A 12,245-nucleotide genomic window follows, 5' to 3' on the forward strand; every position below is an offset into this window, starting at 1 on the left:
GTGTCACCTCCTCCTCCACCAGCTCCGACCGCTCGTCCTCGCGCACAGCCCAGCGTAGGGAGCCGGACACACAGCGCGCATGGCACGGACGGACCATTTCCCCCCGCCCCACCGGGTACCCCCGCCCGTGCGCCGGGCGTACCCCCGGCGCACGGGAACCACAGGGACCACGGAAGAGCCTTCAGGCACCGGTCACGGCGACCGCCCCGGAGTAGATGTCCCGCTCCGGCGGCAGCTCCACGTCCACCCGGGCACCGAAACCGTAGAGCACGGTCGTGGAGACCACCTGCAACTCGCCGCCGCCCCCGGGGACCTGCGACAAGGTGAAACGGTGCCGCACCTTCCGCAGCCGCCCCCGCTCGTCCAGAAAGACATCGAACGGCACGGAACGGGCCCGGAAACCGCGCGCCGCGGCGAGAAGGGCACCGCGCACATGGGCCGCCTTCTCCGCGGCCCGGCGGATGTCCGCCGTGCCCCGGTAGTGACGGACGAGCGCGCCGTCCCCCTCCGCCCGGGCCTCGCCGACGTAGGTGACGCGGCGCGCGCCGCGCAGGAGCTCGGCCGCCGCCAGCGGATCCGTGGCACCGCCCGTCACCAGATTCCCGTCGGCCAGCGCGGCGGTGTGGATCCGGACCCACTTGTCGGAAGGCACTCCCGCCCCGCGGTTCTTCAGATACAGCTCACCGGGGGCCAGGACCTCGGTGACCGGCCGGTGACCGGCCTCACCCGCCGCGTCCGCCGGCAGGACGACCCTCAGCCGGCCGAGGCGGGCACCGTAGTCGAACCCGCCCGAGCCGCGGATGGTGACCCGGGTGCCGCCGTTGGCCGTCTCCAGGGATGTCCGGGCCCGGGAGCTCCCGGACCGCACCAGCACATCGGCGGTGCGCTGCACCAGGGCGAGATGGCGGGCGGCGGACCGCTCGTCGGCAGCCACCGTCCCCGGACCGGAACAGCCCGCCGTCAGGCCCGCCACCAGGCCGAGAGCGACGGCTCCGGCACCGCGCCCGCGCCCGCGCCACTGCACCACCATCGGCTGCGCACCCCCAGGAAACCCGCGGTAACTCGGTGATGTGCCAACGACCGTGCCCTGCGGGTCGTTACGGCGGTACCGTGGCGGTGTGCGCCGGCAAGTTCCTGAGGACCGCCCAGGGCGGGATGAGGACCATCTGACCGAGACCACCGAGCGAGGGGCGTTCACCCTGGCCCGCTGCTCCTGCGGCTGGGCCGGCCCCGCGAGACGGGCCCGCGCGACGGCGAGGGCGGACGCTGCGGCGCACCCCGGGGCCGCGACGCGGGACGCGACCGGGCCGGCGGCATGAACGCGTAACCGTCCGGTGGCGTTGCCGGACCGGGCCGGGCCTCACCGGGCCCGGGCGGGCGTGGGACCTCAGGACGCGCCGGGTCCAGCGCGCAGGGGCCGCGTCGGGCTCGGGCCGCGCCACTCGGGCCGCGCCACTCAGCCCGCGCCACGCAGGGCTCGGGCCGCGCCGGGATCAGGCCGCGAGGTTGCTCCGCTGGTCCTCCGCCGGGTGTGTGCCCGTCGAGCCGTCCCGGGGACCGGCCGCGCGGGCGCCGCGGCTCTGGACGAGCCAGCCGGCCCGGGAGCCCGCCACGGTGCGGGCCAGCGGGGTGAGCATGGCCATGGCGAGCGGTGCGAGCAGCAGCGTGACCGCCGTGCCGAGAGCGAAGCCGCCGATCACATCGGTCGGGTAGTGCACGCCCATGTAGATCCGGCAGAAACCCGCGAGCACCGCGAGGGCGATGGCGGCCACTCCGAACCTGCGGTGGACGACGAAGACGCCGACCGCCATCGCCATCGCCATCGTGGAGTGGTCGCTGACGAAGGAGTAGTCGGTCTTCCCCTCCACCAGGACCTTGATCCCCTGGTGGTCAAGGAAGGGTCTGGGGCGTTCGACGAAGTTGCGGATCGGAATGTTGATCAGCAGCGCCAGGCCGGTGGCGAGCGGCGCCCAGACGAGACCGGCCACGGCGGGCGGCGCGTCCGCCCGCTTCCTGACGGACCACCAGCACCAGAGGACCAGTAGCAGCAGGGCGAAGACGGTGCCGTACTCGCCGGTCCACTCCATGACCCGGTCGAACCAGTGCGGGGTGCCGGCCGTGAGGCCGTTGATGTCGTAGAGCAGGTCCACATCGGTGCCCGGCTCTCCCGTGGTCCCCGACGCCGGTGACCCCGCCTCCAGTCCAGCCATGTGCCACGGTCCCTTGTCTCTAGCGCTTGCTCATGTCCGTATCGATCCGCCGCCCCCGTCAGAAAGATGGAGTCGCCTCCCGCTGTCCCGGCCGGAGAACGGCGGGGACGGGCCCGGTGTTCCGCTCTCCACCCACCGGCCATCAGGCTGTTATCGAAGGGTGATCCATCGCCGCGGCCCGGCGGAGAGCCAGGAGGCGCGGTCTCGTCCGTCACTCTACGGGCCGTCAGCCCTCGGCCCGAGGTGCCGCCGCCGGACGGCCCGCGCGCCTTCCGCGGCGACGTCCTCCGCTGGGGGTCTGCCGGTCCTGACCGGCAGACCTTTAGGCGGAACCCCGCCGGGGCAGGGCCTTCGCGCCGTCCTCGGTCACCCTCGTGGCACCGAAGTAGTCCGGGCTGTCGATCTTGTCGTAACGGATCTCGGCGCCGGTGTAGGGCGCATTGATCATATAGCCGCCGCCGACGTAGATCCCCACGTGCCGGATGGCCCGAGAGTTCGTCAGATCGTCGGAGAAGAAGACGAGATCGCCGGGGAGCAACTCGTCCCGCGAGGGGTGCGGCCCGGCGTTGTACTGGTCGTTGGCCACCCGCGGCAGCTCGATCCCGACACTCGCGTACGCCGCCTTCGTCAGCCCCGAGCAGTCGAACCGCCCGCCGTCCTCCGCCGTCCCGTCACCACCCCAGAGATACGGGGTCCCCAGCTTGTCCTTCGCGTAGTAGATCGCCCCTCCCGCCTGCTCCGACGCCGGCACCTCGGCAGCCGGCGCCTCAAAACTCTTCGCGAGGGTCGTGATCCGCTTCACATAGTTCCGCGTCTCCTGGTACGGCGGCACTCCGCGGTACTTGAGCACCGCGTACGGGCCGGCGTTGTACGCCGCCAGCATGTTCGCCGTCGGGTCCCCCGGCGCGTCCTTGACGTAACCGGCCAGCTTGCAGTCGTACAGGGCCGCCGACGGAATGGCGTCCTCCGGGTCCCAGACATCCGCCCGGCCGTCACCGTTCGCGTCCACCCCGTGCGCCGACCAGGTGCCCGGGATGAACTGCGCGATGCCCCGCGCCGCCGCCGGGCTCTGCGCCCTCGGATTCCAGCCGCTCTCCTGGTACAGCTGCGCCGCCAGCAGGGACGGGCTGATCTCCGGGCAGCGCCGGCCCCACTGGTCCACCAGCGTCCGGTACGCGGCCGGGACGGCGTTCTCCGCCAGCCCGCGCGCACTGCCGCCGCCGACGAGGCTCGACGCCGCGGTGTAGACCCCGACCACCAGCAATCCGAGGAAGCACGAGATCAGCCCGAAACCGACGCCGACGCCCAGCCAGACCTTCCGCATGCCTCCACCATTCCCCAAAAGCCGGGATTCCAGCGGCTGTTCGACGCTGAACGGTACAGCCGGTCCGCCACCGCCCGCGACGGCGCACCGGGGGTCACGCTCGAACACCAGGGCGCATGGGCGGGGTCACGGAGGCAGACCCCCGGGTCGCCCTTGACCTGGAACCGGCGGCGCGGTCCCATGCGGGGGGGGAGACCCGGGACCGGCACCCGGAGAACGCCGGGCCGGGCCGACGGTACGTCAAGGAAGGACATCATGCCGGAACTCGCCTGGCAGCGGCCGAGCTTCGTCGAGGACGGGCAGGAGGAGTACCTGGAGGTGGCCGTCGGGCCCGACGGGATGGTGCACATCAGACAGAGCACCAGCCCCGACGAGATCGTGACCACCACTCCCGCCAAGTGGGACGCCTGGGTGAAGGGCGTCAAGGCTGGTGAGTTCGACCACTTCGTGGAGTGATCGCCGGTCAAAGACCGTTGCCGGACGTCACCCACCGTGATACACAGAGTGACGAAAGGCGGCTCATCCGGCACGGCGGGTGACCCTCGGTCCTCCAACTCCCGCAGATCCGCGCGGGATCCGCCAACAAATGCCATCAAGGCGACGCCCACCGGCGGAATCGTCAGCGAAGATAGAGAACGGACCCGTGCCATCCGGCAGGGGCGCACAACTACCCACTGGGGCGGTGACATTCACCATGTTCCTGGCAGCCGAAAAGGGCGACATCACCACCATCATCGGCGGCATCGCTCCCGACTGGGGGCCGTTCGGGAGTCTGGGCAACGAGGCCCGCATCATGATCGAGGTCGTGATGGCGGTCGCCATCCTCCTCTGCCTGGGCATCGCGATCTGGGGCGCCGCCAAGCAGCGCATCGGAGCCACGGCACTACGTGACACCTTCAGCGCGGAACAGGGCAAGGGGCTGATCGTCGCCGGGCTCACCGGCGTCTTCATCATCGGCTCCCTCGGCACCCTGTTCACCATCGTCTACGGCATGGCCGTGTAGCGGCGCCCCGGCCCGCCCGCGCGTCCGTGACCCCGGCGCACGCTCCCCCGGCCCCTCGACGGGAGCGGCGCGTCCCGGTGCCCCCTCCCACCCATCCGTCGTGCCCACCGGCAGAGGTTGCGTCCTTCTGATGTCCACTCACCACACCCCGCCCCGGCGGAAGACCCCGGGGCCGGTGCCGCACCCCCACCCCTTCGGCCTTGCCGGCGGCACGTGCCCCGGGGCCGGCCCCGAGAGGTCGTGTCCCGCATGAGCCACGGCGACGGCGGATACCACGGCGACCACCCGGGCGACGGCCCCGGCGGTCACCGGACACGCACCCGGCTGCCCGACGAGCCGGGCACCGGCGCCTACAGCCGAGGACGCCGCCCCTCCCGCTCCCCGCGCGGACTCGTCGGCGTCGTCGGGGTGGTCGTCCTGCTGATCGCCGCCATCGCCTTCGCCAACCGCGGCGACGGCGGCGGGGAGGGCTCCGGAGACGGCGGCAAGGGCGGTCCGGCCGCCCGGGCGACGGCACCCACCGGCGAACGCCCGGTGACGGGCTCCGAGGCAGGCATCGCCACGGGCTTCCCCCGTACCGAACAGGGCGCGGAATCGGCGGCGGCCAACTACGCGGTGGCACTGAGCGGGGACGGGATGTTCCGCGAGGACGCCCGCCGAAAGATTGTCGACACCATCGCAGCGGAATCGTCACGCGAGCGGATACAGCGCGACCTCGATCGCGCCTACAACGAGAAGTTCCTGGAGACGGTGGGCCTGAAGCCGGACGGCTCGGCGCCCGAGGGCATGACCTTCGTCAACCGCACCATCCCCGTCGGCACCAGATTGACCGGCTACGGCAGTGGAGACGCCACCGTCGAGGTCTGGTCCACCAGCCTCTTCGGCTTGGCCGGGGAGGGCTCGAGAAGACCCGTGGCGGACAGCTGGTTCACGATCACCATCCAGTTGGTGTGGACCGGCGGGGACTGGAAGGTCGCATCGCACTCCCAGAAGAGCGGTCCGGCTCCGGTCCGCAGCGACACGACGGCCTCGGGGGCCGAGGAGATCGCCGAGGCGGTCGAAGGGTACGGAGGATTCACCTATGCCCGGTAACCACCGGCGACGGGCCATTGCGACCCTGTCGCTGCTCGCCGCCTCGCCGGCAGCCGCCCTGCTGCTCCCCGGCCGGGCCTTCGCCGAACCGAGTCCAGCCCCCGGCGACGACGAGTCTTCCTGCGAACGACTCGTTCCCGGCCAGGCAGGAGAATTCTGCGACGGGGAAGGCGGCCGCACCCCCGCCGACTCCCTGTCCAACCCCCTCGACCCCCTCTCCTCCCTCGCCAAGGGCTGCGCCGACGCCGCCGCCTTCGTGGTCGACAAGCTCTCCGAGGCGGTGGAGAAGACCACCGAGGTCGACTTCACCAACGCCGAGTTCCTCAAGCAGTACGCCGTCGTCTTCGCCGTCTCCGCCGTGCTCACCGTCCTCCTCTGGCTGTTCGCGGTCGCCAAGCGCGCCATCCGCGGTGTGCCGTTCACCGAGGCGGTCACCGAGGCCGTCGGCTTCCTCTGGCTCACCGTCCTGGCCTCCGCCTTCACCCCGCTGATCCTCTACACGGTGGTCTCCGCGACCGACGGCCTCACCGAGGTGATCGCCTCCGGCACGTCCGAGGACACGAACACCTTCTTCGGCTCCTTTTCCGAGGCGCTGAAGAAGGGCGAGGACATCGGCGGCGGACCGATCATGCTGATCATCGTCAGCCTGGTCTCCGTGCTCGCCGCGGGCATCCTCTACCTCGAACTCGTCATCCGGGCCGCGCTCCTCTACGCCGGCGCCCTGCTCGGCGTCGTCGTCTACGCCGGGCTGGTCGACAAGAACATGTGGGGCCACGTCCGCCGCTGGGCGGGCATCATGATCGCTGTCATCCTCGTCAAGCCCGTCATCGTCATCGTGCTCGGGCTGGCCGGCGCCCTCAGCGCCAGCGAGGACGGCCCCAACGCCTTCTCCGCGGTGGTCTCCGGCCTCGCCATCATCCTGCTGGCCATCTTCGCCAGCGCGATGATCTACCGCTTCGTCCCCGGTTTCGGTGACGACATCGTCTCCGCCCGCACCAACCGCAAGGCGGCCACCGACGGCTCCCAGGCGGCCGCTCTGATCTCCTCGCCGGCCGCCCTGGTCAAGCAGGGGATCAAGACCCACAGCAGCCGCGGCGGCGGAGGCGGCGGCGAGGCCCCGGCGCCCTCCCGGCCCGAGCCCCGGCCGGCTTCCGCAGTCGCCGGCGGCGTCGCCGCCCACAGCTCGCGCGGCGGCTCGTCCCGTGGAACGGGCGGCAGTACACCGGCCGCGGCCGTGCCCCGCGCACGCGACCGGGCCACCGGCAATTCCCCAGGAGGTGAGCGGGCGTGACGACCCAGTCCCATCCGATCGCGCCGCGGCGCACATATCTCATCGGCAGGGCCCGCCCGAACGCGGTCATCGGCAAGAACCGGGAGACCGGCGAGATCGCGTTGATCATCGCCGGCGCGTTCCTCGGCATGATGTGCGGCCTGCTGGTCCCCGTGCTGTCCCTGCGCATCACCCTGCTCACCGGCTTCCCGGCGCTGGCCCTGGCCGCCGTCTACGTGCCGTACAGGCACCGGACCTTCTACAAGTGGTTCGAGATCCGGCGCTCCTACAAACGGCAGATCAAGCGCGGGGCCACCTACCGCTCCGCCGCCGCCGAGGCGGGCATACGGCTCGACGGACGCGAGGTGGAGATCGGGCCGCCCCCGGGCATCGGCCGGATCAACTGGCTCTCCGCGCCGTTCGGCCCGGACGAGATCGCCGTACTGCTGCACGCCGACCGCCGTACCGTGACCGCCGCCATCGAGATCGAGGGACCGGGCGTCGGGCTGCGCGACAGCGAGGACCAGGAAGCGCTCGTCGACCGCTTCGGCACGCTCCTCAAGCATGTCGCCAACGGCGACGGCTTCGTGACACGCATCCAGATGCTCGCCCGCACCCTGCCCGCCGACCCCGACGCGCACGCCAAGGACGTCGAGCGGCGCGGCGACCGCAGGGCCCCGGCCTGGCTCCAGGACTCCTACGACCAGCTCCAGTCCATGGTCTCCACCTCCTCCGAACAGCACCGGGCCTACCTCGTCGCCTGCATGCACTACAACCGCGAACTGGCCGCCGAGGCCCACGCCATGGCCCGCGCCGCGCGCGCGGCGGGAGGCAGGCGCCGGCTCGACAAGGACGCCGGTCTGGCCGTCGTCATGGCCCGCGAACTCACCGACATCTGCGCCCGCCTCGCCGAGGCCGACATCCGCGTCCGGCAGCCGCTGGGCCAGGCGCGGCTCTCCTCCCTGATCCACTCCATGTACGACCCCGACCACCCGATCGACCACATCCAGGCGATGACGCAGCGCAACGCCTGGCCGGCCGAACTGGACGCCACGGAGGCCACGTACCTCCAGGCGAAGACCCGCGAATCGGCCACCCGGGCCCCGTGGTGCCATGCCACGGCCTGGGTGAAGGAGTGGCCGATGACCCCGGTCGGCGTCAACTTCCTCGCCCCGCTGCTCGTTCACACCCCCGACGTGATCCGCACGGTCGCCGTCTGCATGGACCTGGAACCCACCGAGGTCGCCATCGAACGGATGCTGACGGAGAAGACGAACGACGAGGCCGAGGCCAGCCGCGCGGCCAAGATGAACCGCACCGTCGACCCGCGCGACATCGCCGCCCACGGCCGCCTCGACCAGCGCGGCGAAGACCTGGCCAGCGGCGCGGCGGGCGTCAACCTCGTCGGCTACATCACCGTCTCCTCCCGCTCCCCCGAAGCGCTCGCCCGCGACAAGCGCACCATCCGCGCCTCGGCCGGCAAGTCCTATCTCAAGCTGGAGTGGTGCGACCGGGAACACCACCGGGCCTTCGTGAACACGTTGCCTTTCGCGACCGGCATCCGACGTTAGGGGCACTGCCGTGTTCGATCCGCTGTCCGCCGTGACCGAGGCCTTCACCAGCTTCCTCTTCGGGAAGGTGGAGACCACGCGCCTGCCCGTGCGCACCTCCACGGGCCAGGCGCAGGCCGTCTACCTACCGACCGCCGCCCCCGGCCTCGGCGACTCCGGAGTGATCATCGGCCGCGAGGTGTACTCCGGAAAGGGCTACATCTACGACCCCTTCCAGCTCTACGGCCAGCAGCTTCCCGCCCCGCACTGGCTGGTGCTCGGCGAGTCCGGCAACGGCAAGTCGGCGCTGGAGAAGACCTACGTCCTGCGCCAGCTCCGCTTCCGCGACCGGCAGGTGGTCGTCCTCGACGCCCAGGGCGAGGACGGCGTCGGCGAATGGAACCTCATCGCCGAGCAACTGGGGATCACCCCCATTCGCCTCGACCCCACCTCGGCGATCAACGACGGCATACGGCTCAACCCGCTCGACCCCTCGATCACCGCGACGGGCCAGCTCGCCCTGCTCCGCACGATCATCGAGGTGGCGATGGGGCGCGCCCTGGACGAGCGTTCCGGCTTCGCCCTCAAGGTCGCCCACGGATTCGTCAGCCGGACGATCACCGACCGCCAGCCGGTCCTCACCGACATCGTCGAGCAACTGCGGCATCCCAAACCTGCGTCCGCCGAGGCCATGAACGTCGCCCTCGACGACGTCCGCGCCTGGGGCCTGGACGTCGCCCTGGTCATCGACCGGCTGGTCGACGGCGACCTCCGCGGCATGTTCGACGGACCGACGACCGTCGGCATCGACCTGGACGCCCCGCTGATCGTCTTCGACCTCTCGCACATCGACCGCAACTCCATCGCCATGCCGATCCTGATGGCCATCGTCGGCGTCTGGCTGGAGCACACCTGGATCCGCCCCGACCGGGTCAAGCGCATCTTCCTCGTGGAAGAGGCCTGGCACATCATCAACTCCCCCTTCGTGGCACAGCTTTTTCAGCGGCTGCTGAAGTTCGGCCGCCGGCTCGGCCTCTCCTTCGTCGCCGTCGTCCACCACCTCTCCGACGTCGTCGACGGCGCCGCCGCACGTGAGGCCGCGGCCATCCTCAAGATGGCCTCCACCCGCACCATCTACGCCCAGAAGACGGACGAGGCGCGGGCCACCGGCCGGGTACTCGGCCTGCCCCGGTGGGCCGTCGAGATCATCCCGACACTCACCCCCGGTATCGCCGTCTGGGACGTCAACGGCAATGTGCAGGTCGTCAAGCACCTGATCACCGAGTCCGAACGTCCCCTCGTCTACACGGACCGCGCGATGACGGAGTCGTCCGCGCTCAGCGACGAAGCGCTGGCTCTGGAACAGGCCGCCGAGGCGGAGGCCGAGGAGCGCGCGGCACGCTCCGTGGAACAGCACCTTGAGGACGAGGTGGTCGGCTCCTCCGAGTCCACGGTGGCCTGAGCATGGTGGAACGGCACAACGGTACCGAGCAGCGGACCGGGCGCGGCGGAAGCGGCGGCATCCCCGACGGGCTGCTCGTCGGCCTGCTCGGTTTCCTCGTTGCCCTCACCGTGCTGGTCTGGGCGGCCGCGGGCGTCTCCGGCCTGCTCGCCCACGGTTCCTGGCCCTCGGGCGCCGCCTTCACCGAAACCCCCCTCGCGCTGCGGCGCCTGATGACGGAGCCGGGTGATCTGAACGCCGCCTGGCCCGGGGCCGCGGGGCAACTGTCCGGTCCCGGTCTGTTCTGGGGCGTCCTCATCGGCGAGGTCATGGTGCTGACGGTGCTGACGGTCTTCGTCATCGGCACCATCGCCCGCTGGCGCGCCGCACGCCGGTCTCACACGGCGCGTACCGACCGTGTGGACCGAACGGAACGGATGCACGGTACGGACGACGAGCCCAAGGCCCACGCAGGGGACGCAGCCGCCCGCGGCCCGGCCCCCGGCTTTCCGCACCCTGCGGCCGGGCAGACGAACACCGCCTCGGAAGCCGGGCCCACGCCGGGCAGACCCCCGGCCGACCCCGCCGTCCCGCACCGTCCCGGCCCGGACGCGACCCGCCCCGCCGGCACCCCGCACCGCACAGCAGGTACTGCCGACGCCGGCCCGGCCGCCCACGGAACGCCCATCCCGGCCGCGACACCGCACAGCGCACCACCCCCCTCCCCGCCGGCTTCCGACCTCGCCGCCAGAGGCGGCAACACCTCGGGCCCGGCCGCACCGGGCCCCGGCCCGGCGGCCGGGCATCCCCCGCCCGCCGTGGAGCACCTCGGAGCTCCCGCAGACCATGACGGGCCCGCTCTCCCCCGGAGACCGGTTCCGCCCGTCGCCACATACCCGGAAACCGCGTACGGCCCGCAGACCACCGGTCCCGGCCCCGCGGGCGTCCCGGATCCCCCAGAGGCCGGTGCCCCAGCAGTGGGCGTCTCGGCCAACCAGGTCGCGGCACCGTCCGGCACGGACACCTCCCGGGTCCGAACGCCCGCCCTTCTCACCCCGGCCTCGTCCATGGCGGCCGCCCCCCTCACTCACACCCCCCGCGGCCTCCATTTCCTCGGCCTCGACGGCACCCGTGACCGCCTCCGGCTCGCCCTGCGCACCATCGCGGACGCCGAGGGCCCCCTCCTGGTCGTCACCTCGGAACCGGCCCTCTGGACGGACACCAAGGACGCCCGCGCCAAACTCGGTCCCACCCACGTCTTCGACCCCGGGCAGCAGCTCGACACTCCCGCCAGACTCCGCTGGTCACCCGTCAGCGGCTGCGAGACCCGCGAGACCGCGGCAGCCCGCGCCACCGCCCTGCTCGCCCCGGTACGGCCGCAGCACGCTCTCGATTCCGCCACCGCCGCCGCCGCGGAAACACTGCTGCGTTGCTGGCTGCACGCCGCAGCAGTCGACGACCGCCCCATCCGGCAGGTGCACCGCTGGGCCTCCGGCAGCTCCGCACACGAACCGGTCCGCATTCTTCGCACCCACCGCAGCGCCGCCGCCGGCTCAGCCGGGGAACTGGAGGCGACGCTCACCGCGCACCCGGAACGCCGGGACATGGCCCTGCAGCTGACGGCCCGTGCCCTGTCGGAGCTCTCCTCCGTCCACATCCGCAACGCGTGTAACCCGACCCGGGCCGATTCGCTCGCACTGGAGTCATTCGTCGCCGAAGGGGGAACGCTTTACGTCGTGGGTGAAGCGATCGAGGATCCGCGAACCCACCCGGGTGCGATGCCCTTCCTCACCGCACTCGCCTCGCACGTGGTCGAGCACGGCCGGAGCATGGCCGAACGGTCATCCGCCGGTCGGCTCGACCCACCACTTACCCTCGTCCTCGACGACATCGCGCGGGTCGCTCCCCTCCCTCAGCTCCCCTGGCTCATGAACTCGGGCAGTGAGCGGGGCATGCCGACCCTGGCTCTCCTTCGCTCCCAGGAGCAGGCCCGAGCCCGCTGGCCTCAGCACTTCCCGATCGGCTGAAGGGAAGCCGCACCGGCAACCGCCCCCCTCCACGACAGTCCGATCGGTCACGAGAGCCGAGCAAGCCTTCCCTCCCCGAGTCCTCCCGGCAACCGCAGGAGGAGTGCCGGGAGGAGTGCGGAGGGCTGGCCGATCATGGCCAACCGGCCCTCTTTTCGCCCTCAGAACGCGAGAAAGCCCTGTTGGGAACCGGAGTTCCCCACAGGGCTTTCACAAGAATTGTTCGGCGGCGTCCTACTCTCCCACAGGGTCCCCCCTGCAGTACCATCGGCGCTGAAAGGCTTAGCTTCCGGGTTCGGAATGTAACCGGGCGTTTCCCTCACGCTAT

At 71.6% G+C, this 12,245-nt stretch carries 10 protein-coding genes and 1 rRNA gene; 7 read left to right on the forward strand and 4 right to left on the reverse strand.

Annotated elements, in window-relative coordinates; all coding sequences use genetic code 11:
* Window positions 1-181 precede the first annotated feature (181 nt).
* The 3 genes from KBZ10_RS27835 to KBZ10_RS27845 all read right to left on the reverse strand — a co-directional run bounded on the left by KBZ10_RS27835 (window position 182) and on the right by KBZ10_RS27845 (window position 3,534).
* Window positions 182-1,030, reverse strand: a complete 849-nt coding sequence (locus KBZ10_RS27835; protein ID WP_210990509.1) for a hypothetical protein — start codon at window positions 1,028-1,030, stop codon at window positions 182-184.
* Window positions 1,031-1,493: 463 nt separating this feature from the next.
* On the reverse strand, window positions 1,494-2,210 hold the full coding sequence (locus KBZ10_RS27840) for a phosphatase PAP2 family protein (RefSeq protein ID WP_210990510.1): 717 nt from the start codon (window positions 2,208-2,210) through the stop codon (window positions 1,494-1,496).
* Between the two features lie 322 nt (window positions 2,211-2,532).
* Entirely contained in the window at window positions 2,533-3,534 is a 1,002-nt protein-coding gene (locus KBZ10_RS27845) for a bifunctional lytic transglycosylase/C40 family peptidase (RefSeq protein WP_282107894.1), read from the reverse strand.
* Between the two features lie 255 nt (window positions 3,535-3,789).
* Here KBZ10_RS27845 and KBZ10_RS27850 point away from each other — a divergent pair, with 255 nt between their 5' ends.
* From KBZ10_RS27850 to KBZ10_RS27880, 7 genes are all read left to right on the forward strand, one after another.
* A complete protein-coding gene (locus KBZ10_RS27850) occupies window positions 3,790-3,990 on the forward strand; it encodes a DUF397 domain-containing protein (protein WP_210990512.1) in 201 nt (66 codons plus the stop codon).
* 238 nt (window positions 3,991-4,228) lie between these two features.
* Window positions 4,229-4,537, forward strand: a complete 309-nt coding sequence (locus KBZ10_RS27855; protein ID WP_210990520.1) for a hypothetical protein — start codon at window positions 4,229-4,231, stop codon at window positions 4,535-4,537.
* A 249-nt stretch (window positions 4,538-4,786) separates the two neighbouring features.
* Window positions 4,787-5,629 (forward strand): hypothetical protein, encoded by an 843-nt coding sequence (locus KBZ10_RS27860; RefSeq protein ID WP_210990513.1) that lies wholly within the window; start codon window positions 4,787-4,789, stop codon window positions 5,627-5,629.
* Window positions 5,619-6,920 carry a hypothetical protein gene (locus KBZ10_RS27865; RefSeq protein WP_210990514.1) on the forward strand — a complete coding sequence of 434 codons (1,302 nt, stop codon included), beginning with the start codon at window positions 5,619-5,621 and terminating at the stop codon, window positions 6,918-6,920. The genes KBZ10_RS27860 and KBZ10_RS27865 overlap by 11 nt, the downstream gene beginning before the upstream one ends.
* Window positions 6,917-8,470 (forward strand): SCO6880 family protein, encoded by a 1,554-nt coding sequence (locus KBZ10_RS27870; RefSeq protein WP_210990515.1) that lies wholly within the window; start codon window positions 6,917-6,919, stop codon window positions 8,468-8,470. Before KBZ10_RS27865 ends, KBZ10_RS27870 begins: the two co-directional genes overlap by 4 nt.
* A 10-nt stretch (window positions 8,471-8,480) precedes the next feature.
* Window positions 8,481-9,911 carry an ATP-binding protein gene (locus KBZ10_RS27875; RefSeq protein ID WP_210990516.1) on the forward strand — a complete coding sequence of 477 codons (1,431 nt, stop codon included), beginning with the start codon at window positions 8,481-8,483 and terminating at the stop codon, window positions 9,909-9,911.
* Window positions 9,912-9,913: 2 nt separating this feature from the next.
* Window positions 9,914-11,917, forward strand: a complete 2,004-nt coding sequence (locus KBZ10_RS27880) for a hypothetical protein (RefSeq protein ID WP_210990517.1) — start codon at window positions 9,914-9,916, stop codon at window positions 11,915-11,917.
* Window positions 11,918-12,138: 221 nt separating this feature from the next.
* Here KBZ10_RS27880 and rrf read toward each other — a convergent pair.
* Window positions 12,139-12,245: ribosomal RNA gene (rrf, locus tag KBZ10_RS27885) — 5S ribosomal RNA — on the reverse strand; the annotation flags it as partial.

Source organism: Streptomyces sp. F63, assembly GCF_018070345.1.
Taxonomy (GTDB): domain Bacteria; phylum Actinomycetota; class Actinomycetes; order Streptomycetales; family Streptomycetaceae; genus Streptomyces.

Bases quoted from the DNA above. Each gene is read 5' to 3' on its own strand.
- KBZ10_RS27835 (WP_210990509.1), bottom strand. From the start codon at position 1,030: ATGGTGGTGCAGTGGCGCGGGCGCGGGCGCGGTGCCGGAGCCGTCGCT.
- KBZ10_RS27840 (WP_210990510.1), bottom strand. From the start codon at position 2,210: ATGGCTGGACTGGAGGCGGGGTCACCGGCGTCGGGGACCACGGGAGAG.
- KBZ10_RS27845 (WP_282107894.1), bottom strand. From the start codon at position 3,534: ATGCGGAAGGTCTGGCTGGGCGTCGGCGTCGGTTTCGGGCTGATCTCG.
- KBZ10_RS27850 (WP_210990512.1), top strand. From the start codon at position 3,790: ATGCCGGAACTCGCCTGGCAGCGGCCGAGCTTCGTCGAGGACGGGCAG.
- KBZ10_RS27855 (WP_210990520.1), top strand. From the start codon at position 4,229: ATGTTCCTGGCAGCCGAAAAGGGCGACATCACCACCATCATCGGCGGC.
- KBZ10_RS27860 (WP_210990513.1), top strand. From the start codon at position 4,787: ATGAGCCACGGCGACGGCGGATACCACGGCGACCACCCGGGCGACGGC.
- KBZ10_RS27865 (WP_210990514.1), top strand. From the start codon at position 5,619: ATGCCCGGTAACCACCGGCGACGGGCCATTGCGACCCTGTCGCTGCTC.
- KBZ10_RS27880 (WP_210990517.1), top strand. From the start codon at position 9,914: ATGGTGGAACGGCACAACGGTACCGAGCAGCGGACCGGGCGCGGCGGA.